The 23,623-nt window shown below is 63.9% G+C and carries 23 protein-coding genes; 9 read left to right on the plus strand and 14 right to left on the minus strand.

Translation table 11 applies throughout. The features are described from left to right. Positions 1 to 90 precede the first annotated feature (90 nt). Both RBH77_RS02320 and RBH77_RS02325 read right to left on the minus strand, forming a co-directional pair. A complete protein-coding gene (locus RBH77_RS02320; RefSeq protein ID WP_311030546.1) occupies positions 91 to 1,044 on the minus strand; it encodes a TAXI family TRAP transporter solute-binding subunit in 954 nt (317 codons plus the stop codon). A 245-nt stretch (positions 1,045 to 1,289) separates the two neighbouring features. Then, a complete protein-coding gene (locus tag RBH77_RS02325; RefSeq protein WP_311030547.1) occupies positions 1,290 to 1,949 on the minus strand; it encodes a peroxiredoxin in 660 nt (219 codons plus the stop codon). Between the two features lie 211 nt (positions 1,950 to 2,160). Between RBH77_RS02325 and RBH77_RS02330 the strand changes: the two genes are divergently transcribed. Together RBH77_RS02330 and RBH77_RS02335 are read left to right on the plus strand one after the other, a co-directional pair. Next, entirely contained in the window at positions 2,161 to 3,312 is a 1,152-nt protein-coding gene (locus RBH77_RS02330) for a fumarylacetoacetate hydrolase family protein (RefSeq protein ID WP_311032399.1), read from the plus strand. 132 nt (positions 3,313 to 3,444) lie between these two features. Continuing rightward, complete coding sequence (locus RBH77_RS02335; protein WP_311030548.1) at positions 3,445 to 3,816, plus strand: hypothetical protein; 372 nt, start codon at positions 3,445 to 3,447, stop codon at positions 3,814 to 3,816. A gap of 247 nt (positions 3,817 to 4,063) precedes the next feature. On the opposite strand, the gene RBH77_RS02340 is transcribed toward RBH77_RS02335, so the two are convergent. Continuing rightward, positions 4,064 to 5,653 carry a peptide chain release factor 3 gene (locus RBH77_RS02340; RefSeq protein ID WP_311030549.1) on the minus strand — a complete coding sequence of 530 codons (1,590 nt, stop codon included), beginning with the start codon at positions 5,651 to 5,653 and terminating at the stop codon, positions 4,064 to 4,066. A 132-nt stretch (positions 5,654 to 5,785) separates the two neighbouring features. Here RBH77_RS02340 and RBH77_RS02345 point away from each other — a divergent pair, with 132 nt between their 5' ends. After that, positions 5,786 to 6,853, plus strand: coding sequence for an NAD(P)/FAD-dependent oxidoreductase (locus tag RBH77_RS02345; RefSeq protein WP_311030550.1), 1,068 nt, complete (start codon positions 5,786 to 5,788; stop codon positions 6,851 to 6,853). 24 nt (positions 6,854 to 6,877) lie between these two features. On the opposite strand, the gene RBH77_RS02350 is transcribed toward RBH77_RS02345, so the two are convergent. Next, a complete protein-coding gene (locus tag RBH77_RS02350) occupies positions 6,878 to 7,090 on the minus strand; it encodes a DUF6356 family protein (RefSeq protein WP_311030551.1) in 213 nt (70 codons plus the stop codon). 106 nt (positions 7,091 to 7,196) lie between these two features. On the opposite strand from RBH77_RS02350, the gene RBH77_RS02355 reads away from it, so the two are divergent. The 4 genes from RBH77_RS02355 to RBH77_RS02370 all read left to right on the plus strand — a co-directional run bounded on the left by RBH77_RS02355 (position 7,197) and on the right by RBH77_RS02370 (position 10,109). Continuing rightward, positions 7,197 to 7,667, plus strand: a complete 471-nt coding sequence (locus RBH77_RS02355) for an Lrp/AsnC family transcriptional regulator (RefSeq protein ID WP_311030552.1) — start codon at positions 7,197 to 7,199, stop codon at positions 7,665 to 7,667. 53 nt (positions 7,668 to 7,720) lie between these two features. Continuing rightward, entirely contained in the window at positions 7,721 to 8,185 is a 465-nt protein-coding gene (dut, locus tag RBH77_RS02360; protein WP_311030553.1) for a dUTP diphosphatase, read from the plus strand. Positions 8,186 to 8,290: 105 nt separating this feature from the next. After that, positions 8,291 to 9,100 (plus strand): isocitrate lyase/PEP mutase family protein, encoded by an 810-nt coding sequence (locus tag RBH77_RS02365; protein ID WP_311030554.1) that lies wholly within the window; start codon positions 8,291 to 8,293, stop codon positions 9,098 to 9,100. A gap of 10 nt (positions 9,101 to 9,110) precedes the next feature. Next, positions 9,111 to 10,109, plus strand: a complete 999-nt coding sequence (locus RBH77_RS02370; protein WP_311030555.1) for a proline racemase family protein — start codon at positions 9,111 to 9,113, stop codon at positions 10,107 to 10,109. 10 nt (positions 10,110 to 10,119) lie between these two features. Here the strand turns inward: RBH77_RS02370 and lepB are convergent, their stop codons facing one another. The 7 genes from lepB to ubiE all read right to left on the minus strand — a co-directional run bounded on the left by lepB (position 10,120) and on the right by ubiE (position 16,875). Further along, positions 10,120 to 10,845 (minus strand): signal peptidase I, encoded by a 726-nt coding sequence (gene lepB, locus RBH77_RS02375; protein WP_311030556.1) that lies wholly within the window; start codon positions 10,843 to 10,845, stop codon positions 10,120 to 10,122. A gap of 61 nt (positions 10,846 to 10,906) precedes the next feature. After that, positions 10,907 to 12,151 (minus strand): RNA polymerase sigma factor, encoded by a 1,245-nt coding sequence (locus tag RBH77_RS02380; protein WP_311030557.1) that lies wholly within the window; start codon positions 12,149 to 12,151, stop codon positions 10,907 to 10,909. A 13-nt stretch (positions 12,152 to 12,164) separates the two neighbouring features. Next, positions 12,165 to 12,509, minus strand: coding sequence for a YciI family protein (locus RBH77_RS02385; protein ID WP_311030558.1), 345 nt, complete (start codon positions 12,507 to 12,509; stop codon positions 12,165 to 12,167). A gap of 137 nt (positions 12,510 to 12,646) precedes the next feature. Further along, complete coding sequence (locus RBH77_RS02390; protein ID WP_311030559.1) at positions 12,647 to 13,168, minus strand: GNAT family N-acetyltransferase; 522 nt, start codon at positions 13,166 to 13,168, stop codon at positions 12,647 to 12,649. Positions 13,169 to 13,215: 47 nt separating this feature from the next. Then, complete coding sequence (gene coaBC, locus RBH77_RS02395; RefSeq protein ID WP_311030560.1) at positions 13,216 to 14,433, minus strand: bifunctional phosphopantothenoylcysteine decarboxylase/phosphopantothenate--cysteine ligase CoaBC; 1,218 nt, start codon at positions 14,431 to 14,433, stop codon at positions 13,216 to 13,218. A 77-nt stretch (positions 14,434 to 14,510) separates the two neighbouring features. Beyond that, positions 14,511 to 16,085, minus strand: a complete 1,575-nt coding sequence (ubiB, locus tag RBH77_RS02400) for a 2-polyprenylphenol 6-hydroxylase (RefSeq protein WP_311030561.1) — start codon at positions 16,083 to 16,085, stop codon at positions 14,511 to 14,513. A gap of 13 nt (positions 16,086 to 16,098) precedes the next feature. Continuing rightward, the gene (ubiE, locus tag RBH77_RS02405; protein WP_311030562.1) at positions 16,099 to 16,875 is read right to left on the minus strand and encodes a bifunctional demethylmenaquinone methyltransferase/2-methoxy-6-polyprenyl-1,4-benzoquinol methylase UbiE; all 777 of its coding nucleotides are present in this window, start codon (positions 16,873 to 16,875) and stop codon (positions 16,099 to 16,101) included. Between the two features lie 195 nt (positions 16,876 to 17,070). Between ubiE and upp the strand changes: the two genes are divergently transcribed. Beyond that, positions 17,071 to 17,700 carry a uracil phosphoribosyltransferase gene (gene upp / locus RBH77_RS02410; RefSeq protein WP_311030563.1) on the plus strand — a complete coding sequence of 210 codons (630 nt, stop codon included), beginning with the start codon at positions 17,071 to 17,073 and terminating at the stop codon, positions 17,698 to 17,700. A gap of 144 nt (positions 17,701 to 17,844) precedes the next feature. Then, positions 17,845 to 18,414, plus strand: coding sequence for a TIGR02281 family clan AA aspartic protease (locus tag RBH77_RS02415; RefSeq protein WP_311030564.1), 570 nt, complete (start codon positions 17,845 to 17,847; stop codon positions 18,412 to 18,414). A gap of 15 nt (positions 18,415 to 18,429) precedes the next feature. Here the strand turns inward: RBH77_RS02415 and deoA are convergent, their stop codons facing one another. The 3 genes from deoA to deoC all read right to left on the minus strand — a co-directional run bounded on the left by deoA (position 18,430) and on the right by deoC (position 23,608). Further along, the gene (gene deoA / locus RBH77_RS02420) at positions 18,430 to 19,743 is read right to left on the minus strand and encodes a thymidine phosphorylase (RefSeq protein WP_311030565.1); all 1,314 of its coding nucleotides are present in this window, start codon (positions 19,741 to 19,743) and stop codon (positions 18,430 to 18,432) included. Between the two features lie 226 nt (positions 19,744 to 19,969). After that, positions 19,970 to 22,372 (minus strand): aldehyde dehydrogenase family protein, encoded by a 2,403-nt coding sequence (locus RBH77_RS02425; protein ID WP_311030566.1) that lies wholly within the window; start codon positions 22,370 to 22,372, stop codon positions 19,970 to 19,972. A gap of 234 nt (positions 22,373 to 22,606) precedes the next feature. Further along, complete coding sequence (gene deoC, locus RBH77_RS02430) at positions 22,607 to 23,608, minus strand: deoxyribose-phosphate aldolase (protein WP_311032400.1); 1,002 nt, start codon at positions 23,606 to 23,608, stop codon at positions 22,607 to 22,609. Positions 23,609 to 23,623 lie beyond the last annotated feature (15 nt).

Genomic DNA, 23,623 nt, shown 5'->3' on the forward strand with positions numbered 1-23,623 from the left:
TCTTCTTGAATGGGCCGGGGGCGACGTGGCTATCGCCTCACGTCGCCCCCGGCCATCGTTCGCGCTCCTCACTCAGGGAGCCCTGGCTTCCTATTTCAGGATACCCTTTTCCCTATAGTATTTCTCTGCGCCCGGATGGAGCGGGATCGGCAGGCCCTTGACCGCGTTCTCGAGTTTGATGCCGTTGGCGGCCTTGTGCGCGGCCACCATCTCGGGAAGATTCTCGAAGAGTTGCTTCGTCATCTGATAGGCCTCCTCGTCAGAGATGTCGGCACGTGTGACGAGGATGTTAGTAATGGCGACCGTCGGCACGTCGCTGTCCTGACCGTCATAGGTTCCGGCCGGAATTGTGGCCGCCTGGAACGGAGCGCCGAGCTTTTCGGCGATTTCCTTCGGCACGGAAACCACCGTGATCGGAATAGAGGTCGAGAGGTCCTTGATCGAAGCGACACCCAGCCCAGCCGATTGCAGCGTAGCGTCGAGCTGGCGGTTCTTGATGAGCTCGACGGATTCGCCGAAGGGCAGATATTCGGTCTTGCCAAGATCCTCGTAGCTCATGCCCGCGGCCTTGAAGATCGCGCGTGCGTTGAGTTCCGTACCCGATTTCGGCGCGCCGACGGAAAGACGCTTGCCCTTGAGGCTGGCGAGATCGGTGACGCCGGAAGTCTTCGAGGCGACGATCTGGATATAGTTCGGATATATGGCGGCAATTGCCCGGAGCTTGTCGAGCTTCTTCTTAAATCCGGCTTCTTCGTTACCGGCCCAGGCGTCCTTGACCGAATCGCCGAGCGCGAAGGCGATCTCGCCCCGACCCTGCTGGAGCAGGTTCAGGTTCTCGACGGAAGCCTTGGTTGACTGCACTTGCGTGCGGGCACCCGGGATCTTCTCGCCGTAGATTTTGGCGAGCGCGGCGCCAAGCGGGTAGTAAACGCCGGAGGTGCCGCCGGTCAGCACATTGATGAATTCGTCGGCCTGGGCCGGCGCGACGGCAAAGCCGGTCGAAAGCGCCAGCGCGCCTGCGGCAAGCAAATGTGTGAATTTCATGATTGAAGATTCCTCCCTTTAATCGTTGGTTTCAGATGGCAGATCGCAATTTTTCGATCGAAACCAAACCCCCACTATATGAAAAGGGTGGCTCCTGCCAATACGGGTGTCGCCACAAATCACGATCGCGGAACCTACAATGCGAAGGCGCAGACGCCATCGACACCGCCGTAGTTCTCGATCTGGTGATGAGATAAAAAACCGGGCGCCAAAGCGCCCGGCAAAACAGTCAATGCCGGAAAAACTCAGTCGGCCGGCGCTTTCACCATCCGGAGATAGGGCAGGACGGCTTTGAAGCCGCCGAACTTCTCATTCGCTTCCTGGTCGGAGACGGCGCCTGTCAGCGCCACATCTTCGCCTGGCTTCCAACTCGCCGGCGTCGATACCTTGTACTTGGCGGTGAGCTGGATGGAATCGAGCGCGCGCAGGATCTCTTCGAAGTTCCGGCCCGTCGTCATCGGATAAGTGAGTGTCAGCTTGATCTTCTTGTCCGGCCCGACAACGAAAACGGTACGCACCGTCTGGTTGTCGGCTGGGGTCCGGCCCTCGGAACTGTCACCGGCGGAGGCGGGCAGCATATCGTAGAGCTTGGCGACCTTGAGGTCCCTGTCGCCGATCATCGGATAGTTGACCTTGTGCCCGGTCGCCGTCTCGATGTCCGATTTCCACTTGTTGTGGCTTTCGACCGGATCGACCGAGATGCCAATGATCTTGGCGTTGCGCTTGGTGAACTCATCCTTCAACCCGGCCATGTAGCCGAGTTCTGTCGTGCAGATCGGTGTGAAATCCTTGGGATGGCTGAACAGTACAGCATAGCCATCACCGATCCAGTCGTGAAAACGGATTTCGCCGTCGGTCGACTCGGCGGTGAAATCGGGGGCGGTATCGTTTATGCGGACGCTCATGGCAGCTTCTCCCTGAAAGTTGGTCGGGTTTATATGACGTGGCCGACATGATAGTGCAATGCAGTCTTGTGGCGAGGAATTTTGCAGCGAAAAGCAGCCGTCGAAAAGGATATTCGCACGACAACGTCGCTCGAAGCGGAATGTCTTTCGCCGAATTCCGGTCCCCGGTAGAAGAGTGATCCGGTTTGGGAGAAGTTAGGGAATGAATGGAATGCGGCTATTGCCGAAAACCGATGGTGGCTCGCTGGTTGGACGTGTATGGCGAGCCGACGTGGAAGGACCGGCGGTCGTGACCGTGCGCGGCGGCCGCGTTGTCGACATCACCAGTCGCGAATTTCCGACGATGCGCGACCTTCTGGAGGCCGACGATCCAGCGGTGCTTGTGCGGCGACAAAAAGGTGAAGATCTCGGGTCGGTCGAGGATATCGCGGCGGCCTCGCTCGAGCCGGCGACGAATGGCAGGCTGCGGCTCCTGGCGCCATGCGACCTGCAGGCGATCAAGGCCTGCGGCGTCACCTTCGCCCGCTCTATGATCGAGCGCGTGATAGAGGAGCGCGCCGCCGGCGACCCGTCACGGGCACAGGAAATTCGCGAGCGCGTCGCTGCAATCATCGGCGACAGCCTGCGCAATCTGGTTCCGGGGTCAAAAGAGGCCGTCAAGGTCAAGTCCGCGCTCATCGAGGAGGGGCTGTGGTCGCAATATCTCGAAGTCGGCATCGGCCCCGACGCCGAAGTGTTTTCCAAGGCACAACCCATGTCCTCGGTCGGCTGGGGCGCCCCGGTCGGGCTGCACCCGATTTCACACTGGAACAATCCCGAGCCGGAGATCGTGCTCGCCGTCGACAGTAAGGGCCGAGTGAAAGGTGCCACCCTCGGCAACGACGTCAATCTGCGCGACGTTGAAGGCCGTTCGGCGCTGCTTCTCGGCAAGGCCAAGGACAACAACGCTTCTTCCGCCATCGGCCCGTTCATCCGGCTCTTCGACAAGGGTTTCGGGATCGATGATGTGCGCCAGGCGGAGCTTGAACTGACCGTCGAGGGAACGGACAGCTTCGTGCTGAAGGGCCAGAGTTCGATGAAGGAGATCAGCCGCGATCCGCTCGACCTCGTTAAGCAGACGATCGGCCGGCATCATCAATATCCCGACGGCTTCATGCTCTATCTCGGTACGCTGTTCGCGCCGGTCGAGGATCGCGACGTGCCGGGTGAGGGATTTACACACAAGACCGGCGATATCGTGTCGATATCGACGCCCGCGCTCGGCACGCTGACGAATACGGTGCGGCTGGCGACGGAATGTCCGCCCTGGAATTTCGGTACTGCGGCGCTGATGAGGAACCTAGCCAGGCGCGACCTGCTCTGAAGGACCGTCGGGAATAGACGTGAAGGCTGGACCTGGAGCGGGCCCAGCTCTTGAAAGATGTTCTTAACGTTCTGCGTTTTGGATGACGTCGTCCGAAGAGGCGTCACATAACGATAAGAACAGGACGATCGCATGTTAATTCCCAACGCTTCCCGCATCTTTTGCGGGCCGGCGGTGGTGCTTGGCCTTTTGACAACCGGCGCAGCATATGCGGCGGAGATGGGCTACGTGCTGCAAAACGAACATTCGCGGTCCGTCGCCATCGAGTTGCATGGCGAGGACAAGACGTGGCCGGGCGGCAATCAGGTCTATTTGCTCGATCCTGGCGACATCAAGGAAGTGACGATCTCCTGCACACCAGGCGAACGCATCTGCTATGGCGCTTGGATCAACGGCAATGACCGCATCGCCTTTGGCGTCGGCCCGGACAAAGACCGAATCTGCCACAATTGCTGCTCGATCTGCGTCAATCACACGATGGAGACGATCGACCTGACGCCATAAGGGCTTGTGTATGCCGCGCAGGTTCAGCCTGTGTTTCGGTGCGTCCTTCGAGGCTCGCTTCGCTCGCACCTCAGGATGAGGACGGTTTATGCTTACGTCTCCGTATTCGTTGATAACCTCATAGTCTTGCTTCCATTGACGTGCCTTATTTGAGGTTTGCTGTATTTCAGGATAAAGGGCTTAGCGCCAACCTCCCTCATCCTGAGGTGCTCGCGAAGCGAGCCTCGAAGGACGCACTGCAATCCTCTCAAGCCGCCTCGCGCACCTGATAGTCCTTCACGGTGGCGAAACGGATCGCCTTCCAGCGCTCGGCCTCGTAGTTCAGCGAGAATTCGTGTTGCGCGAGAAAGACGGGGTCGCCGTCGAGGTCGCGAGCAATATCGGCGCGGTGCGTGTCAATGAAGCGCTCGAGTTCCACCGCGCTGTCGGCGCTGATCCAACGGCAGACCGAGAAGCGCGCCATCTCGAAATCGACGGGCAGTGAATATTCGACAGAAAGTCTTTCCTTGAGCACGTCGAGCTGCAGTGCGCCGACGACACCGACGATCGCCGGCGAACCATCGTCGGGCGAGAAGAGCTGGACGACGCCTTCCTCGGCCATCTGCTGCAGCGCCTCTTTCAGCTTCTTCGCCTTCATGGCGTCACCGAGGCGAACGCGACGCAGGATCTCCGGAGCGAAATTCGGTACGCCGCGGAACAGGATCTCCTCCCCCTCGGTCAGTGTGTCGCCGATCCTGAGCGTGCCATGGTTTGGTACACCGACCACATCGCCAGCATAGGCCTCGTCGGCGGTGACACGGGTGCGCGCGAAGAAGAATTGCGGCGCTGAAAGGCTCATCGGCTTGCCGGTGCGCACGAGCTTGACCTTCATGCCGCGTTGCAACCGCCCCGAGCAGACGCGCACGAAGGCGATGCGGTCGCGGTGGTTCGGGTCCATGTTGGCCTGGATCTTGAAGACGAAAGCGCTCATCTGAGGCTCGATGGCATGTATGGTGCGCGTATCGGCCTCCTGGTCGCGCGGTGCTGGCCCGATGTCGCCCAGCGCCTCGATCAGGTCGCGCACGCCGAAGTTCCGCAGGGCCGATCCAAAGAACACCGGCGTCAGATGCCCCTCGCGGAAGGACGCCAGGTCGAAGGGCCGGCAGGCCCCGCGCGCCAGTTCCAACTCCTCAATGAAGGCTTCCCGCTCGAACTCGGGCAGAAGCCCGGCGACGCGGTTGGAATCCGGTCCGTTGACCTTGGTGCGCTCCTTCTCCTCGTCGCCGCGGCGCACCGCGTTCTGAGCGAGGTGGTAAGTGCCGGCAAAACTCTTGCCGCGTCCGATCGGCCAGGTGACGGGCGCCGTGTCGAGCGCGAGCTTGGCCTCGATCTCGTCGAGGATTTCGAAGGGGTCGCGCGTCTCCCGGTCCATCTTGTTGACGAAGGTGACGATCGGAATGTCGCGCAGCCGGCAGACCTCGAACAGCTTCAACGTCCGCGGCTCGATGCCCTTGGCGGCATCGATGACCATGACGGCCGAATCGACCGCAGTCAGCGTCCGGTAGGTGTCGTCGGAGAAGTCCTCGTGGCCGGGCGTGTCGAGCAGGTTGAAGACATGCTCGCCATATTCGAATGTCATCACCGAGGTGACGACCGAAATGCCGCGCTCGCGCTCGATCTTCATCCAGTCGGAGCGCGTCTGCATGCGGTCCTTCTTGGCTTTCACCTCGCCGGCAAGCTGGATCGCGCCGCCGAAGAGCAATAGCTTTTCGGTCAGCGTCGTCTTGCCGGCATCGGGGTGCGAAATGATCGCGAAAGTGCGACGGCGGGCCACCGCTTTCTGGATATCGTCTGCCATGTGTCGGGAATCCGTATTGTCGCGCGGGCTTTTACCAGCGCAGGGCAGGGCTGTCGAACAGAAATCCGGCCGGGATATTGGCAGGAGCATCCGGCGATGGCATGAGGAAGGCTGGAGCGGAGCAGAGACGGCATGCCCAGGGAAGTGATCGTCATTGGCGCGGGCATCATCGGCGCGTCCATTGCATGGCATCTGGCGAAGGCCGGGGCAAAGGTGACGATCCTCGACAAGGCCGAGCCCGGCGGCGTTGCGACGCCCTGTTCCTTCGGCTGGATCAATGCCAGCTTCGGCAATCCCGAGCCCTATTACCGGCTGCGCATCCGCGCCATGGCCGAATGGAAGCGGCTGGCGGCGGAAGTTCCGAACCTGCCCGTTCGCTGGCAAGGCGGTCTTTGCTGGGACCGGCCGCGTTCCGAACTCGAAACTCTCGGGGCCGAACATTCATCCTGGGGCTACGGCGTGCGCAAACTGGGCCGTGACGAGGTCGCACGGATCGAGCCCAATCTTGCCGATCCCCCGGACTTCGCACTCCTCGTCGCCGAGGAAGGCGCAGCCGAGCCGCAGGCTTCGGCACGCATGCTCGTTATCGACGCGCAAAGGCACGGCGCACGGCTTATCGCCGGTGGCGAAGCCATCGCCCTCCATGCGGGTGGCACAAGCCGCGCCCGCGTCGAGACAAACGACGGAACCCTTGAAGCTGACGAAATTGTACTGGCCGCCGGTGGCGCAAGCGCCGATCTCGCCGCGAGCAGCGGCGTTAGCCTGCCCATGAAAACGCCACCTGGCCTTCTCGTTCATTCGCGCCCGTATGCACCGCTCTTGAACGGGCTGGTGATGGCGGATCGGCTGCATATGCGCCAGACTGCGGAAGGCCGCCTCGTTGCCGGCGCCGACTATGGCGGCGCGGACCCCGGCCCGAATGCGGAGGCCACGGCACGAAGGCTCTTCGACACCATGCGGTCGATGCTCGAGGGAGCGGGCGCGCTGGAATACGATTCCTATACGCTCGGCTTTCGACCCACACCGCTCGACGGGTTTCCCGCGCTCGGTCGCCCGAAGGGCATTGAGAATCTGTATGTCGCCGTCACCCATTCGGGCGTGACTCTAGCGCCCGCGATCGGGCTCTTCGCGGCACAGGAGATCCTCGACAGCATCCGCGATCCGCTGCTCGCGCCCTATCGGGCCGACCGCTTCGATTGAAGGCCGAAACCGGCCTCAGTCGGCTTACTTGCCGCGCCCGTGCGTCTTCTCATAAAGTTCGCGGACGATCCCGCTCGCCGACCGCTCGAAGAGAAACGGCAGGAAAGCGTGGACCAGCGCCATCGAACCGGCGAGGAACAACTTGCCGGAGAAGCGGCCGGCAAAGGCCATGTGCTCGAGATAGGTCTCATCGACCGAAGCTGGATGGTCGCGAAAGAGGCGGACAAGCGTCGTCATCTTCTGTGTTCCCCTGAATGCGTTGAACAGAAGATAGCACCGGCTCCGCCAGAGAGGGTCCCAAACTATCCTTGAAATACGCTTATATTTGGGACATACATCCCAAATGAAGCTCGATATCGACCCTATGGATCGCATGATCCTTGCGGAATTGCAGCGCGACGGCACGCTTTCCGTCGACCAGCTTTCGGAGCGGGTGAACCTTTCGCGCAATGCCTGCTGGCGACGCGTCAAATTGATGGAGGAGGCTGGCATCATCACCGGAAGGGTGGCGCTGGTGGATGCCGAGAAGCTGGGATTCGGCCTCTCCGTCTTCGTACTGATCCGAACCACGCATCACGAGCCCGAATGGCTGAAGAAATTCCGCGACGCCGTCATCTCCATTCCCGAGATCATCGGCGTCTACCGGATGTCGGGCGATCTCGACTATGTGCTCAGGGCTCGCGTGCCGGACGTGAAGGCCTATGACCGGCTTTACCAGCGGCTGATCGCGAAGGTGCCGCTTTCCGATGTCTCCGCCTCTTTCGTCATGGAGGAGATCAAGGAGACGATGGAACTGCCGGCAATATTGCGGTGATAATTGTCAGGGCCGATTGACGGCCGGCCGGCCGATGGCGATAGGACTGGCGCATGACAGACCTTGCTCCACTTCTCGGCATTGTCCGCCTTCCGCACTCCGAGGGCCTGCCGTTGCCCGCCTACGAGACGCAGGGCGCGGCGGGGATGGATCTGCGCGCAGCGGTGCCCGAGGACCGGCCGATCCTGCTCCTGCCAGCCAAGCGCGCGCTGGTGCCCACCGGGCTTATCATGGAGGTTCCGGCCGGCTTCGAGGCGCAGGTGAGACCGCGCTCCGGGTTGGCGCTCAAGCACGGAATCACCTGTCTGAACACGCCCGGCACCATCGACAGCGACTATCGCGGCGAGGTGATGGTGCTGCTCGTCAACCACGGCGACGAGGATTTCGAGATTAGCCGGGGCATGCGCATCGCGCAGATGGTCATTGCACCCGTGGTGCACGCAACGATCGAGGAACACAGTCTTTCATCAAAGACGGAGCGCGGAGCGGGCGGTTTCGGCTCGACCGGCACCAAATAACCGCGCCGTCAGGCCTGGCCCAAGCGGAGCATCTTGACAGGAGGCGGGGTCCGCGCCGAACTGAGCCGAACCGACAATCAAGGCGGGTCGGCGAAGGAGGTGCCAATGGCCAGAAACGACAGTTTCTTCCGTAAGCTGCATGGCGGCCCAGAAGCATTCATCATCCCCAATCCCTGGGATATAGGCACGGCGAAGTTTCTTGCCTCGCTCGGTTTCAAGGCGCTGGCGACGACCAGCGCCGGCTTCGCCTTTTCGCGGGGACTGCCCGACGGCGGCATAGATTTCGAGCAGATGATGGCGCATTGCCGGGAGCTCGTCGCCGCGACCGACCTACCGGTATCGGCCGATCTGGAAAACGGCAAGGGCGATAGCGCCGATAGCGCCGCCGAAACGATCTTCGCGGCGGAAGCGGCCGGCCTTGCCGGCTGCTCCATCGAAGACGCGACCGGTGACAAGACCAAGCCCATCTACGATTTCAACCAGGCGGTCGAACGCGTAGCGGCCGCCGCCGAGGCGGCGAAATCGTTGCGGCGCGACTTCGTTTTCACCGCGCGCGCCGAGAATTTCCTGCATGGGCGCGACGATCTGGACGACACGATCAAGCGCCTTCAAGCCTATGAGAAGGCGGGCGCGGATGTGCTCTATGCGCCCGGCATTACCGATATCACGGTGGTCCGGACGATCTGCCAGTCGGTTTCGCGGCCGGTCAACGTGCTCGCCGTTCCGCAGCTTACCATGGCGCAATTGAACGAGGCGGGCGCCCGCCGCATTTCTCTCGGATCGAAGCTGACGAACTACGCCTTTGCCAGCATTGAACGGGCCTCGCGCGAGATGCTCGACCACGGCACGTTCAACTATGCCCGGGACGCGACACCCTACGCGACGCTGCAGAACCTGTTTTCGCCGGGCGGCTGAGGCAACAGGAATGAAGATCAATGTCGTCGACATGCACACCGGCGGCGAACCGCTCAGGATCGTCACCGACGGCTACCCGCCGATACCGAAGGGCACCATCCTCGAAAAGCGCGCCTTCGTGCGGGACAATCTCGATCATCTGCGCAAGATGCTGATCTTCGAGCCGCGCGGCCATCACGACATGTATGGCGCGCTTCTGGTCGAGCCGGACCTGCCCGGCGCCGACCTTGCCGTGCTCTTCATGCACAATGAGGGCTATTCCACCATGTGCGGCCATGCCGTCATCGCGCTCGGCCGCTACGCGGTGGACCAGGGGCTGGTCGAGGCGGAGGAACCGCTCACTACCGTCAACATCGAATGTCCCTGCGGCATGGTGGTCGCTTCGGTCGAGGTGGCGAACGGCAAGGCGGGCGCCGTTTCCTTCGAGAGCGTGCCGGCCTTCCTTTTCGCGACCGACCAGTCGGTCGTGCTCCCGGACTATGGCCGCATCAAATTCGACATCGCCTATGGTGGCGCCTTTTATGCACTTGCTGATTGCAGGCAGTTTGGCCTTCGCTTCGGCCGCCACGGGGCGGCCGCCTTCGTCAAGGCGGCGACGGCTCTGACAGAGAAGCTGAAGGCGGAGTTCCCGCTTTCCCATCCCGAGCACGAGGATCTGGCCTTCCTATACGGCTCGATCCTGACCGACGGCATGGAAGGCGGGCCGGACAAGCCCACACGCAACATCTGCGTCTTCGCCGACGCCGAGGTCGACCGTTCGCCGACGGGCTCCGGCGTGACCGCCAGGCTCGCTGCCATGCACGCGAAAGGCCAGATCGGCTCTGGACAGACCCGGACTTTCGAGAGTGTCGTCGGCTCGCGCTTCGAGGGCTCGGTCTCGCGCGTCACAACGGCCGGCTCGCATAAGGCAATCGTGGCGCGTGTCTCCGGGCGGGCGCATTATAGCGGCAAGGCCGAGTTCACGCTGGAGGAGGACGATGTCCTGGGGCGCGGCTTTCTGGTGCGGTAGCCCGGAGAGTTCAGCGAATCGGCGAAAAGAAGCGTCGTGAAGCGCAGGTCAGGCCCGGCTCCTTGGTACAGTCATAGAACGACCAGGTGATGAGTTCGGCTTTGCCCTGCAGGTTCTCCACCGGCACGAAGCCGAGTTCCGGAAAGCGGCTGTCGGCCGAATCGTCGCGGTTGTCGCCCATCATGAACAGCCGGTCCGGCGGCACCGTCACTTCCGCCATGTCGTCGGCGACGCCATGGTCGGTGCGTTCGATGATCGTATGCTTGCCGCCTCCGGGGATCGTCTCTTCATAGCGGGTTACGGCGACAGGGACACCGGAAGGATCGCGATAGGCATAGTGTCCGGTTTCGCGGCGTGGCGCCACAACGCCGTTTAACACGAGGCGTCCGCCCGACATTGCGACCCGGTCGCCTGGCAGGCCGATGACGCGCTTGATGTAGGTCTCCCCTGTTTTCGGATTGGTGAAGATGACGACGTCGCCTCGCTTCGGCAGGTGAGAGAAGATGCGGCCGTTCTTCGTCGGGAAGTCGAAGCCCGGATCGATGGGCAGCGAGTAACGGCTCCAGCCATAGGCCCATTTCTCGACGACGAGCCTGTCGCCGATTTGCAATGTCGGCACCATGCTTTCGGAGGGGATGAAATTCGACCCGAACGCCACCGTCTTCATGATCAGCATGATGACGGCAGTGGAGAGTATGAAGCGGAGCCACTCGGGTAACCGATTCAGCAGGCGCATGGAAACCTTCCTTGAACGAAAGCGACACAAGCGGCCCAATACGGCCGTTTCATGATGGCCCTTACTGTTTCATGCCCATCCGCTTTCTTTGCAGGAAAGCGCGAACCGAAGGGTCATGCTCAAGGCCGATCGCCCGATCGTAAGCGGCCGCAGCCTCGATCTTTTTGCCGACACGGACAAGGATTTCCGCGCGCGCGGCCCAATAGGGCTGATAGTCGGCGAGGCGCGAATCGTCGCCAAGTTCATCCAGAACGGCAAGCGCGCCATCGGCATGACCTGCCTGCGCGAGCGCCACGGCGCGATTCACAGCCACGACGGGCGAGGGAACCATCGAGGCGAGTATTCCATAGAGGTCGACGATCGCCTTCCAGTCCGCCTGCCCTGTGCTGCGCCGGACCACATGAGCGGATTGTATCGCCGCCTCGACCTGATAGCGGCCCGGCCGCTGCATGACGGAGGACTTGAGCAACAATTCCTCCGCCTCGCCGATCAGGTCCTGGTTCCATTTGGCCACATCCTGCTCGGCCAGCGGAACGTAGCCGCCGTCGGGATCGCGCCGTGCAACCCGGCGGGCCTCGGCGAAGAGCATGAGGGAAACAAGCCCGAGCGCTTCCGGCTCTTCAGGCATCAGCGAGGCGACCAGGCGGCCGAGCCAGATCGCCTCGCCGGCGAGTTCGCGACGTCTCGTCTCGGTGCCGTTCGGATCGGCCCAGCCCTCGGCGAATGCGGCATAGATCGCGGCAAGCACCGCATCCAACCGCTCGGGAAGTTCGGGGCGGTCGGGGATGTCGAAGGGAATGCCCGTCTCGCGGATGCGTGTCTTGGCACGCACCAGCCGCTGTCCCATTGTGGAGGGCGAGACGAGGAAAGCCGATGCGATCCTTGCCGCATCGAAGCCGAGTATGGTCTGCAGGATAAGCGGCGCGCGGATGGCGGGGTCGATCGCCGGATGCGCACAGGCGAACATCAACCGCAAACGCTCGTCCGGAATGCCGCCCTCCTCAACCCCTTCGCCCGCCTCCTCCGCGATCAGCTTCAGATGCGGGTCCGCATTGATTCGGGTCTTCTCTTTGCGAATGCCGTCGATTACCTTGCGCCGCGCCGTCGCCAGAAGCCACGCTTCCGGATTGTCCGGGATACCGGAAGCGGGCCAGTGGGCGAGCGCCGAAGCAAACGCATCGGCAAGAGCATCCTCGGCTGCGGTCACGTCGCGGGTGCGGGCTGAAAGAAAGGCGACGAGCTTGCCGTAGCTACGCCGGGCAGTGCCCTCGGCTGTCGCTCGCGCCTCATCTTCGGTGCCGCGCATTGTCGTCAGATGGTCAATACCAGAGCGGCCTTACCTCGACCGTGCCGTGGCCGGCCGTAGGGCAGCGTGCCGCCCAAGAAAGGGCCGAATCCATGTCCGGCGTCTCGATCATGTAGTAACCGCCGAGCTGCTCCTTGGTGTCGGCATAGGGTCCGTCGACCACCTGCTGCCTGCCATCCTTGAGACGCACCAAGGTCGCCGTCTCGGTCGGTCGCAGACGGCCACCGCCAAGCCAGACGCCGGCCTTTTTCATGGCCTCCGTATAAGCGGTGTAGGCTGCGGTCGTCTTCGTCTGGGCTGGCTCATCGGCGGCGGCCATACCCTTTTCGTCGATGTAAAGCATCAGCATGTACTTCATCGTCGTCTCCATCGTTGGCACGGCCCGTCATGTCGCGAGCCAGACCGATGACGTGCGAATCTTCCGGATTTCGACAGAACCATCGGAATTTGCGCATTTACCGATCCGATGCGCAAGCTGACAAAAAAGCGGAGACACTACCGGCTCGGCAAGCAGGAAGCGGATTCCGTGTTTACCAATCTCCGGTAAATGCCGAGCGGCGTACCATGATAGGCGGTGTCGGTTTCCTTGCTAAAACCGAGTTTCCGCGCCAGCCGGATCGAGGCGAGATTGCCGTGGTCGATCAGGCAGACGAAGTCCTGCCTAGCGAAATAGTCCTCGCCCCATTGAATGATCGCGGCAAGGGCTTCGCTGGCATAGCCCTTGCCGTGTACGTCAGGAACAAGCGTCCAGCCCATCTCGGGCGTGCCCTCGATCGCGGGCTCGAGTTCGCGCCTCAATTCGTGGAAACCGGCCTCACCAATGAAGCGGCCCGCTTCCTTCTCTTCGATCGCCCAGAAGCCGAAGCCCATCACTGGCCAGTGCCCAGCATAGCGCAGGAAGCGTGTCCATGCCACTTCACGCGAAAACGGCTGGCCGCCGATGTAACGCGTCACCGTCTCGTCGGCCCACATCGAAGCATAGATTTCGAAATCGTGCAGCCGATGGGTACGCAGCAAAAGGCGCTCGGTCTCAATCGATGGACAGGAACGAAGGTCGGAAAGGCTCAACGGCCTGCGGCCTGCAGGCGTTCGGCGACCATCGCCGCCAGCCTCTCGGCCACCTCGGTCTTGCCGAGTTCCGGCCATTCCTCGACGCCTGTGGCGGAGACGATCCGGACGCGGTTCAGATCCCCGCCCATGACGCCGGTGCCCGCCGACACATCGTTGGCGACGATGAGGTCGGCGCCTTTCTTCTTCAGCTTAGCGCCAGCGTTCTCCAGGAGGTTCTGGGTCTCGGCGGCAAAGCCAACGACAAGACGCGGGCGCTTGGCTGAGTGTCCCACCTCGGCAAGGATATCGGGATTCTCGATCATCTTCAGCGTCGGCGGTTCGGTGCCCGCTGCCTTCTTGATCTTCTCGCCGCATGTATCCGCAGTGCGCCAGTCGGCGACGGCAGCGACCATGACAGCCGCGTCCACCGGAAGCGCTGCCATCACCGCATCGTGCATCTGGCGCGCGCTTTCCACATGGACCGTATCGACACCGATCGGATCGGGGATCGAGACCGGGCCGGAGACGAGCCGTACCTCCGCGCCGAGCGCGGCGAGTGCTGCGGCGATGGCATGGCCCTGCTTTCCGGAGGAACGATTGGCGATATAGCGGACCGGGTCGATCGGCTCGTGCGTCGGTCCCGAGGTGACAACGATCTTCCTGCCCGCGAGCGGCTTCGGCCGTCCGTCGAGCAGTTCTTCCACCGCGGCAACGATGGCCAGCGGCTCTGCCATGCGGCCTTCGCCGACCTCGCCGCTTTCGGCCATCTCGCCCTTTTCCGGCCCGACGAAACGGATGCTGTCGCCGGCAAGGACGGCGCGGTTGCGGCGCGTCGCCGGATGATCCCACATCCGAGGGTTCATCGCCGGCGCGATCAGGACGGGCTTGTCGGTCGCCATCAGGACGGCCGAGGCGAGATCGTCCGCATGGCCGCCTGCCATTTTCGCCATGAGATCGGCGGTCGCCGGTGCGACGACAATCAGATCAGCCTCGCGCGACAGGCGGATATGGCCGACATCGTGCTCGTCGTCGCGATCGAAGAGTTCGGTGAAAACCTTGCCGCCGGTGAGTGCGCCGACCGAAAGCGGTGTGACGAAATGCTGTGCGCCCGCCGTCATCACCGCGCGCACCGAAGCGCCGCGCTCACACAGCCGGCGGATCAGGTCAAGCGCCTTGTAGGCCGCGATGCCGCCGCCGATGATGAGCAGAATGCGCTTGCTGGAGAGGCCCATATGCTTCCTCATCTCCATTCAGTCGCTGAACGCGTACTCCTCATAGCTTAAGAAAGGCAGAGCACGGAACTGATGATCTACCAGAAATGCCAAAGCGCGACGAAGGCGACAATCGCAATCACCCATAGCGCGGCACGACCCCAGCGCGTGTGTCGGGCCTCGGCCTTGCCGATGGCGCGGGCGGTATCCGCGTCGAAACGCAGGCCGTTCTCTGCCATCGCATCGATCTCGCGCGACAGGCGCTCGGCGCGGGCGGCCAGGTCGGGGGCCTGGCGGGCGAGCGAGAGGAGCGCGTTGGCGCCGTCGCGTGCATCGATGAGGAGCGCCTTCGGGCCGAGATTGTCGCGGATCCAGCCGCCGACCACCGGCTCCGACGCCTTCCACATATTGAAGGCGGGATCGAGCGTGCGCGCCACGCCCTCGACCACGACCATCGTCTTCTGGAGGAGCAGGAGTTCCGGCCGCGTCTGCATGTCGAAAAGCTCGGTTACCTCGAAAAGCAGCGTCAGCAGGCGCGCCATGGAGATGGTTTCGGCCGACTGGCCGTGTATCGGCTCGCCGATGGCGCGGATCGCCTGCGCGAAGGAAGCGACATCATGCCTGGCGGGTACATAGCCGGCTTCGAAATGCACTTCGGCAACGCGGCGGTAGTCGCGCACGATGAAGCCGTAGAGGATCTCGGCCAGATAGCGCCGCTCCTTCTTGCCGAGCCGCCCGGTGATGCCGAGATCGACGGCGGCGATGGTGCCGTCCGCCTCGACGAACAGATTGCCCGGATGCATGTCGGCATGGAAGAATCCGTCGCGCAGCGTATGGCGCAAGAAGGACTGGATGAGCGTCGCCGCCAACGTCTTCAGGTCGTGACCGGCGGCTGCAAGTACCTCTACATTCGACATCTTGACGCCGTCGATCCATTCGAGCGTCAGCACGTCGCGTCCCGTGCGCTCCCAGTCGACGGCAGGGACGCGGAAGCCCGGATCGTCCTTGGTATTTTCCGCCAGTTCCGAAAGGGCCGCTGCTTCCAGCCGCAAATCCATCTCCATTCGGGTCGTCTGGGCAAGCGTCTCCGCCACCTCGACCGGCCGCAGCCGGCGAGAGGAAGCGATGAAGCGCTCTTGCAAGCGCGCGGCGAGGAAATAGCTTTCGAGATCGTTCTGGAAGCGGTGGCGCACGCCCGGACGGATGATCTTCACGGCGACGCGCCCCGGCACGCGGCCGCTCGTCACCATGGCCTCATGAACCTGTGCGATGGAAGCCGCCGCGACCGGTTCGCCGAAGCGCTCGAACAAATCCTCGACGGGACGGCCGAGCGACGCCTCGATCGATGCGACGGCCTCGGCGCGGGGAAAGGTCGCCATGCGGTCCTGCAGGCCGGCGAGATCCAGCGCCATCTCCTTGCCGACCACATCCGGACGCGTGGCGAGGAACTGGCCGAGCTTGACATAGGACGGCCCGAGCCGCTCGACGGCGCCGGCCAGCCTTTCCGAACGCTGCTTGCGCGTCGCGCGCCGGCGGGCCAGCGCCTTCGACACGCGCCAGGCGACTTTCGGCGGGCCGGAAAGCTCGTCGCCCGGCAACGAGGCAAGCACGCCCTCGCGCGCCAGCACCCAGCCGGCGCGAATGAGGCGAAGCGACGCGCCGATCGTGCTCATGCGGCGCGATCCGTCAAAGCTTCCAGCCCGAATGCAGTGCCGCGATGCCGCCCGAATAGTTGCGCCAGGTGACGCGATCGAACCCGGCGGCGCGGATCATGGCGGCGAAATTCGCCTGATTGGGGAATTTTCGGATCGACTCGACCAGATAGCGATAGGAATCCGGGTCGCCCGCCACGATGCCGCCGATGCGCGGGATGGCGTTGAACGACCATGCCTCATAGGCGCGGTCGAGCAGGGGCATCTCGACTTCGGAGAATTCGAGGCAGAGGAAGCGGCCGCCCGGCTTCAGCACGCGGTAGGCCTCGGCAAGCGCGGCGTCGATCCTCGGCACGTTGCGGATGCCGAAGGCGATCGTATAGGCGTCGAAGGAATTGTCTGCGAAAGGCAGTTCCTCCGCGTTCGCCTCGACGAAATCGACATTCTCCGCAACGTGGCGGCGTGTCGCCCGATCCTGGCCGACGGCGAGCATGGAGCCGTTGATGTCGAGCACCGTGACATGGGCGGCCCGGTTCGAGGCCTCGACGATGCGGAAAGCGATGTCGCCGGTGCCGCCGGCAACGTCGAGCGCCTTCCAGCCCGCCCGCTTCGGCGGGTTGAGCCAGGCGACCATGCCGTCCTTCCACAGCCGGTGCAGCCCGCCCGACATCAGGTCGTTCATCAGGTCGTAGCGTTCGGCGACGCGGTGGAAAACCGTGTCGACCAGTCCCTGCTTCTCGCCATCGGCGACCGGGCGGAAACCGAAGGAGGTCCGCATGCCTTCGCCGGCGGCAGCGCGTTGTTCCGACATTCCTATGTCCTGTCCTGAAAACGGCGGGACCATAACCGATCGAAATCCGGGGCGCTATCGTCAAAGCCGCGATGAACGGACGCGTGGTAAACCGCGCGGATCGCATAAAACTGTGGTCGGGCGGTCATGCGGGATTTGTCGGCGGGCTCCCAGCCGTTAGTATCTTCCGGATATCGCGAAATCGAGGGACAGGAAATGCAGGGCGTGACCGTCGTCGACCACCCGCTGGTGCAGCACAAGCTGACGATCATGCGCAGCAAGGAAACCTCGACCGCAGGCTTCCGGCGCCTGCTGCGCGAGATATCGCTGCTGCTCGGCTACGAGGTGACGCGCAATCTGGAACTGACGACCAAGACCATCGAGACGCCGCTGACGACGATGGAAGCGCCGACGCTGGAAGGCAAGAAGCTGGTTTTCGCCTCGGTGCTTCGGGCCGGCAACGGCCTGCTCGAAGGGCTGCTCGATCTCGTGCCGGCCGCACGCGTCGCCCATATCGGGCTTTACCGCGACCATGAGACTCTTGAGGCGATAGAGTATTTCTTCAAGGCGCCGAGCGACCTCGCCGACAGGCTGATCATCATCGTCGATCCGATGCTGGCGACCGCCAACTCGGCAATCGCGGCGGTGGAGATGCTGAAGGCGCGCGGCGCGACCAATATGCGCTTTCTGTGCCTGCTTGCCGCGCCGGAGGGGATCGAGCGCTTCACCAGGGCGCATCCGGATGTGCCGGTCTTCACCGCGGCGATCGACGAGCGCCTCAACGAGGTGGGGTATATCCTCCCCGGCCTGGGCGACGCGGGTGACCGCATGTACGGCACCAAATAGGCCTGTCTGGAAAATTCTCCGGAGCGTGTTCAGGCACCGCTAACCGAGATCGGCGGATTTATCGCCGCGAGCGGCCGGTACGACGCAAATTAAGGCGCCGGTGAGGGCGGGCAGGATAGGCTCGGCGCGCTCAGGAACCCGCCGATGAACAAGCTGATCCTCGCAGGCGCCGTCGCCGGCATCGCCGCGTCCATCCCGGCCCTTTACCAGTCGCACCCGCAGGCATTCGAGGCCATGCTTCGCTTCGGCCTGTCCGGGCGGCAAACAGCGCCGGCGCAGCAAACCCTTCCAGCCGCGCCGCCGAGGCTTGCGGCGGTCCGGACGGAAGAACCGGCACTGCTCGGGCGCAAGGTACGGCTCCCAGCCGATCCCCGGGGTCATTTCGCGGCCGAGTTCAGGCTGAACGGGCATGATATCCCGGCCATGATCGACACCGGTGCGACGGTTGTGGCTATCAACGTCACGACCGCGCGGCGTATCGGCATCGTCTTGACGCCATCGGACTTCACCTATGTCGTCACCACCGCCAACGGCAAGGCGAAGGCGGCCGCCGCCACCATCGACGCCATCCAGATCGGCAAGATCTATGTCGACAAGGTGCCGGCCGTGGTGCTGGAGGACTCCGCGCTCACCGGCACGCTGGTCGGCATGAGCTTCCTCAAGCGCCTGTCGAAATACGAGGTCGAGAACGGCGCCATGATCCTGCAGCAATAGCAGTAGGCGCGCCCGCTATTCCGCCACCCTGCGCATGACCGGCTTGCGGCGCGACGGCCTCGTCTCGCCGAGCGAATAGGCGGCAAGGATGGTTGCCGCCGCTTCTTCCGCGCTTGCCTTTGAGCGCGCCCGGACGATCGCCAGCGCATCGCCCTTCGCCACTTCCGCGCCGACCGGCAGCAGGCCGGTTATGCCGACTGCATGATCGACGGCGTCTTCCGGCTTCCTGCGCCCGCCGCCGAGCCCGACCACCGCAAGCCCGATCTCGCGCGTGGCGATCCCGGTGACATAGCCGCCGCGAGGCGCCTTCACCGCATGATCCACCTCCGCTTTCGGCAGGAAGGGACTGCAATCCTCGATGAAACCGGAGGGCCCGCCGAGCGCATGCACCATGCGGCCGAAGGTTTCGGCGGCACGGCCGCCGTCGAGCGCTTCGCGTGCCAGGCGCATCCCGTCGGCATTGGATGCGGCGATGCCAGCGGCGCCCAGCATCTCGGCGGCGAGCGCCAGCGTCACCTCTTCCAGGCGGTCGTCGCGCCGCCGCCCGGTCAGGAAATCGACGGCATTCTCCACCTCGACGGCGTTGCCGGCGGCGGATGCCAAAGGCTCGTCCATATTGGTGATCAGTGCGGTGGTCTTCAGCCCGGCGCCGTTCGCGACCTCGACGAGGCTCTTCGCCAGCGCCGAGGCGTCTCGGGCACGCGCCATGAAGGCACCGTTGCCGGCCTTGACGTCGAGCACCAGCGACTGGAGCCCTGCGGCGAGTTTCTTCGAGAGGATCGACGCGGTGATGAGCGGGATGGACTCGACGGTCGCGGTGACGTCGCGGATGGCGTAGAGCCGCTTGTCGGCCGGCGCCAGGTTCGCAGTCTGGCCGATGATGGCGCAGCCGGTCTCGCGCACGGCCTTGCGGAAAAGCGCACTGTCCGGCTGGCTGACATAGCCGGGGATCGAATCCATCTTGTCGAGCGTGCCGCCGGTATGGCCAAGCCCGCGCCCCGAGATCATCGGCACGTAGGCGCCGCAGGAAGCCACGATCGGCGCAAGCATAAGCGAGACATTGTCGCCGACGCCGCCGGTCGAATGCTTGTCGGTGACCGGACCCGGCAGGTCGGACCATTCCAGCACGTCGCCCGAATCGCGCATGGCGAGCGTCAGCGCCACCGCCTCCTCGCGGCTCATGCCGTTGAAGAAGACGGCCATGGCGAAGGCGGCGGCCTGCCCCTCCGAAACCGCGCCGGAGACGATGCCCTCGACGAAAGCGGCGATCTCCTCCGCCGGCAGCGGCCTTCCGTCGCGCTTGCGGCGGATGAATTCGGCGGGAAGCATTAGCGGAGCGCCGCCAAGAATCCGGAGACGCAGTGCTCGGCCGCGCCCCCCTCTGTCCTGCCGGACATCTCCCCCACGAGGGGGGAGATCATGCGCTTCGTTGGTTGCTCTAATTCTGCAACCATGGAGATTGGGGTCGGCCCGAGTGGCAGCTTAATCTCCCCCCTCGTGGGGGAGATGTCCGGCAGGACAGAGGGGGGCAACATAGGGCGCGACATCAAAGCCATCAAACCCCGAACGGCGTCCAGATGGACTTGATGCGGGTCGCCTTGAACAGGAATTCCTCGCCCTGGCCCTCCTTGGGGTCGTACCAGTCGCGGGCCTTGCCATTGTTGACCCAGGTGAGTTTCAAATTGCCGGCCGATTCGCGTTCGACCATCGCCGAACCTTCCGCCGAGCCGAAATACCAGTGCGCGGCGATGTCGTCGTGCTTGGCGATGACGGAGGCCAGCTGGTCGCGGTCGCCGGTGACGATGTTCACCACGCCGCCGGGCACATCGCTGGTGTCGAGCACCTGATAGAGGTCGCAGGCGGCAAGCGGCTGGCGCGGCGACGGCGTCACCACGACCCGGTTGCCCATGGCGATCGCCGGCAGGGTAAGCGACAGGAAGGAAAGCAGCGGCGCCTCGTCGGGGCAGGAGATGCCGATCACCTCGAAGTGCTCCGGCAGTGCCAGCGACAGCATGCGCGGCTGCGGCCCGCGTACCGCGCCGTCATATTTATCGGCCCAGGCCGCATAATACATGATCCGCGCCACGGAAGCAGCGACTTCCTTCCGCGCCTGCGCGGGGGAAGCGCCGGTTGACTGGCGCAGGCGGGCGGCGAATTCGTCGGCCCTCAATTCGAGGTTCTCGGCGAGGAAATAGAGAACCTGCGCGCGCGCATGACCGGTCATGCCGCTCCAGCCCTCGGCCTTGCGCGCCGCCTCAACGGCGTTGCGGATATCCTTGCGGTTGCCGAAACCTGCTTCTGTGACGATTTTGCCCGCATGGTCGTGGACCGGGTAGGAATAGCCCGAATCCGGTCGCGCCTGCTTGCCGCCGATATAGAGTTTTACCGTTCGGTCGAGCGCCCGTCCGCTGCCCGGCAGGTCTTCGCCGGCGGGCAGCGGAGCATCGAGCGGCGGCGCGACCCGCGCCGGCTTCGCCTTCTTCATCCATGCCGGCACCAGATATTCGTGCATGCCTTCGCGGCCGCCCTCGCGCCCGAAGCCGCTTTCCTTGTAACCGCCGAAGCCGACCGCGCCGTCGAACAGATTGGTCGAGTTGATCCAGACCACGCCTGATTTTACCTGCCGCGCGGCGTCGAAAGCCGTGTCGAGGTTTTGAGACCAGATCGAGGCCGCCAGCCCGTAACGGCTGTTGTTGGCAAGCTGCACCGCCTCGCCCGGTGTACGGAATGTCATCGCCACGAGCACCGGGCCGAAGATTTCCTCTTGCGCCAGCGGCGATGCCGGCGACACGCCGGTGAACAGGCTCGGCGGGAAGAAGCAGCCGGGCCGTCCCGAAACCTCCTTCGCCCAGCTCGGTTGGAAGAGCGCTGCACCTTCCTTCATGCCGGCCTTCACCTTGGCGGTGATCGCCTCGACCTGGACCGGGGCGACGACTGCGCCGATATCGGTCGATTTGTCGAGCGGGTCGCCGACGCGCAGCTTCTCCATTCGGGCGCGCAGCTTGCCGTAGAAGCGCTCGGCGACGCCTTCCTGCACGAGCGCGCGCGAACCGGCGCAGCAGACTTCGCCCTGGTTGAACCAGATGGCGTCGACCACGCCTTCCACCGCCGCGTCGAGATCGGCATCCGCGAAGACGATGAAGGGCGACTTGCCGCCGAGTTCGAGCGACAGCTTCTTGCCCGTACCCGCGGTCTGGCGGCGGATGATGCGGCCGACCTCGGTCGAGCCGGTGAAGGCGATCTTGGAAAAGCCCGGATGTGCGACCATCGCCGCGCCGGTTTCGCCGCCGCCATTGACGACGTTGAAGACACCGGCGGGCAGGCCCGCCTCGTTGCAGATCTCGGCGAAGGCGAGCGCGGTGAGGGGGGTATGCTCGGCCGGCTTCAGCACCACTGTGCAGCCTGCCGCAAGCGCCGGCGCGACTTTCCACGCCAGCATCAGGAGCGGGAAATTCCACGGGATGATCTGGCCGCAGACCCCGGCCGGCGCATGGCCAGGAAACTGCTCGTCGCGAAGCTCGGCCCAACCGGCATGGTGATAGAAATGACGGGCGACCAGCGGGATGTCGAGGTCGCGCGTCTCGCGGATCGGCTTGCCGTTGTCGATCGTCTCAAGCACGGCGAGGAAGCGCGCATGTTTCTGCACCGAGCGGGCAAGCGCATAGAGGTGGCGTGCGCGCTCGTTGCCGGATAGCGCGGACCATTTGGCGAAGGCCGAGGTGGCCGCTTTCACCGCCTTGTCGACGTCCTTCTCCGTGCCTTCCGCGACTTCGCCGATCTCCTCGCCGGTCGAGGGGTTGAAAACCTTGAAACTCTTGTTCTCGGGTCTGGAGAAGCGGCCGCCGATGAAGTGCCCGAACCGGCCGCCATGGCGCTTCAGCCAGGCGCGCACATGCGCGTCCTCTTCGGGGGCCGGGCCGTATTCCATCGTGCGCAGGATGTCCTGGATCTGGTTCATGGGAGGTCTCGCTGGCAATGTTCGGAGGTCTTCGCTCTACGTTGCCCCCCTCTGTCCTGCCGGATATCTCCCCCACAAGGGGGGAGATCAGCCCTCATTTTTGAGGCCGCTGACCGCCAACGCTGGTGATGACGTGTCGGCGTCGATGAAGAACTAATCTCCCCCCTTGTGGGGGAGATGGCCGGCGGGCCAGAGGGGGGTGCGAAGGGAGGTGAACTATCCAACATAGGACTGCTACGCCATGCCATGCCGGTCGCTCGAAGAGTACCGGCCGGTGACGAAATGCTCGATCTGGCGCTCGATGTCGCCAAGCAGCGAGCTTGCGCCGAGGCGGAATAGCTCAGGCCCCATCCAGTCGCGGCCGAGCTCTTCCTTCATAAGGATCAGCCAGGCGAGCGCATCCTTGGCGGCACGGATGCCGCCGGCCGGCTTGAAGCCGATCTGGTACCCGGTCGCCTCCAGATAGGCGCGGATGGCGCGGACCATGACAAGGCTGACAGGCAGCGTGGCGTTGACCGCCTCCATGCCGGTCGAGGTCTTGATGAAATCGGCCCCGGCCATCATCGCCACCATGGAAGCCTTGTAGACATTGGTCAGCGTCTTCAGTTCGCCGGTGGCAAGGATCGCCTTCAGATGCGCCTCGCCGCAGGCCTCGCGCATCTGCCGGACCTCCTCATAGAGTGCGGTCCAGTTGCCGGTCAGCACGTGGGCGCGCGTGACGACGATATCGATCTCGGCCGCACCCTCTCCGACCGCGTAGCGGATTTCGGCAAGCCGCTGCGGCAGCGGCGTCAGCCCGGCCGGGAAACCGGTCGCGACGGATGCCACCGGGATGCCCGAGCCTTCCAGCGCCTTCACCGCGATCGGCACCATGGCGGGATAGACGCAGACCGCGCCGGTGTGCAGCCGCTGGCCTGAGAGCCCGAGCGCCTCGACGAGATCGTCCCTGAGCGGATGCTTCGCCTTGGCGCAGAGCCTTTCGACGCGGCCCGGCGTGTCGTCGCCCACCAGCGTGGTCAGGTCCATGCATTCGATGGCGCGGACCAGCCAGGCCGCCTGCCAGGCCTTCTTGACCGAGCGGCGGGTGGTGAGCGTGGCGGCGCGTCGCTCGGCGGCGGACAAATTGACGTCCGCTGCCTCGAAAAGCGACGGCTCGAGAGCCATGCCCTCGTTGCGCTTGATTGCGACATGGACCGGGACGAGGCCGTTTTCCGAGGCGGGCCTGGCGGTCGCCATGCCCGCGTGATCCGT

The organism is Mesorhizobium koreense, assembly GCF_031656215.1.
GTDB lineage: Bacteria > Pseudomonadota > Alphaproteobacteria > Rhizobiales > Rhizobiaceae > Mesorhizobium_L > Mesorhizobium_L koreense.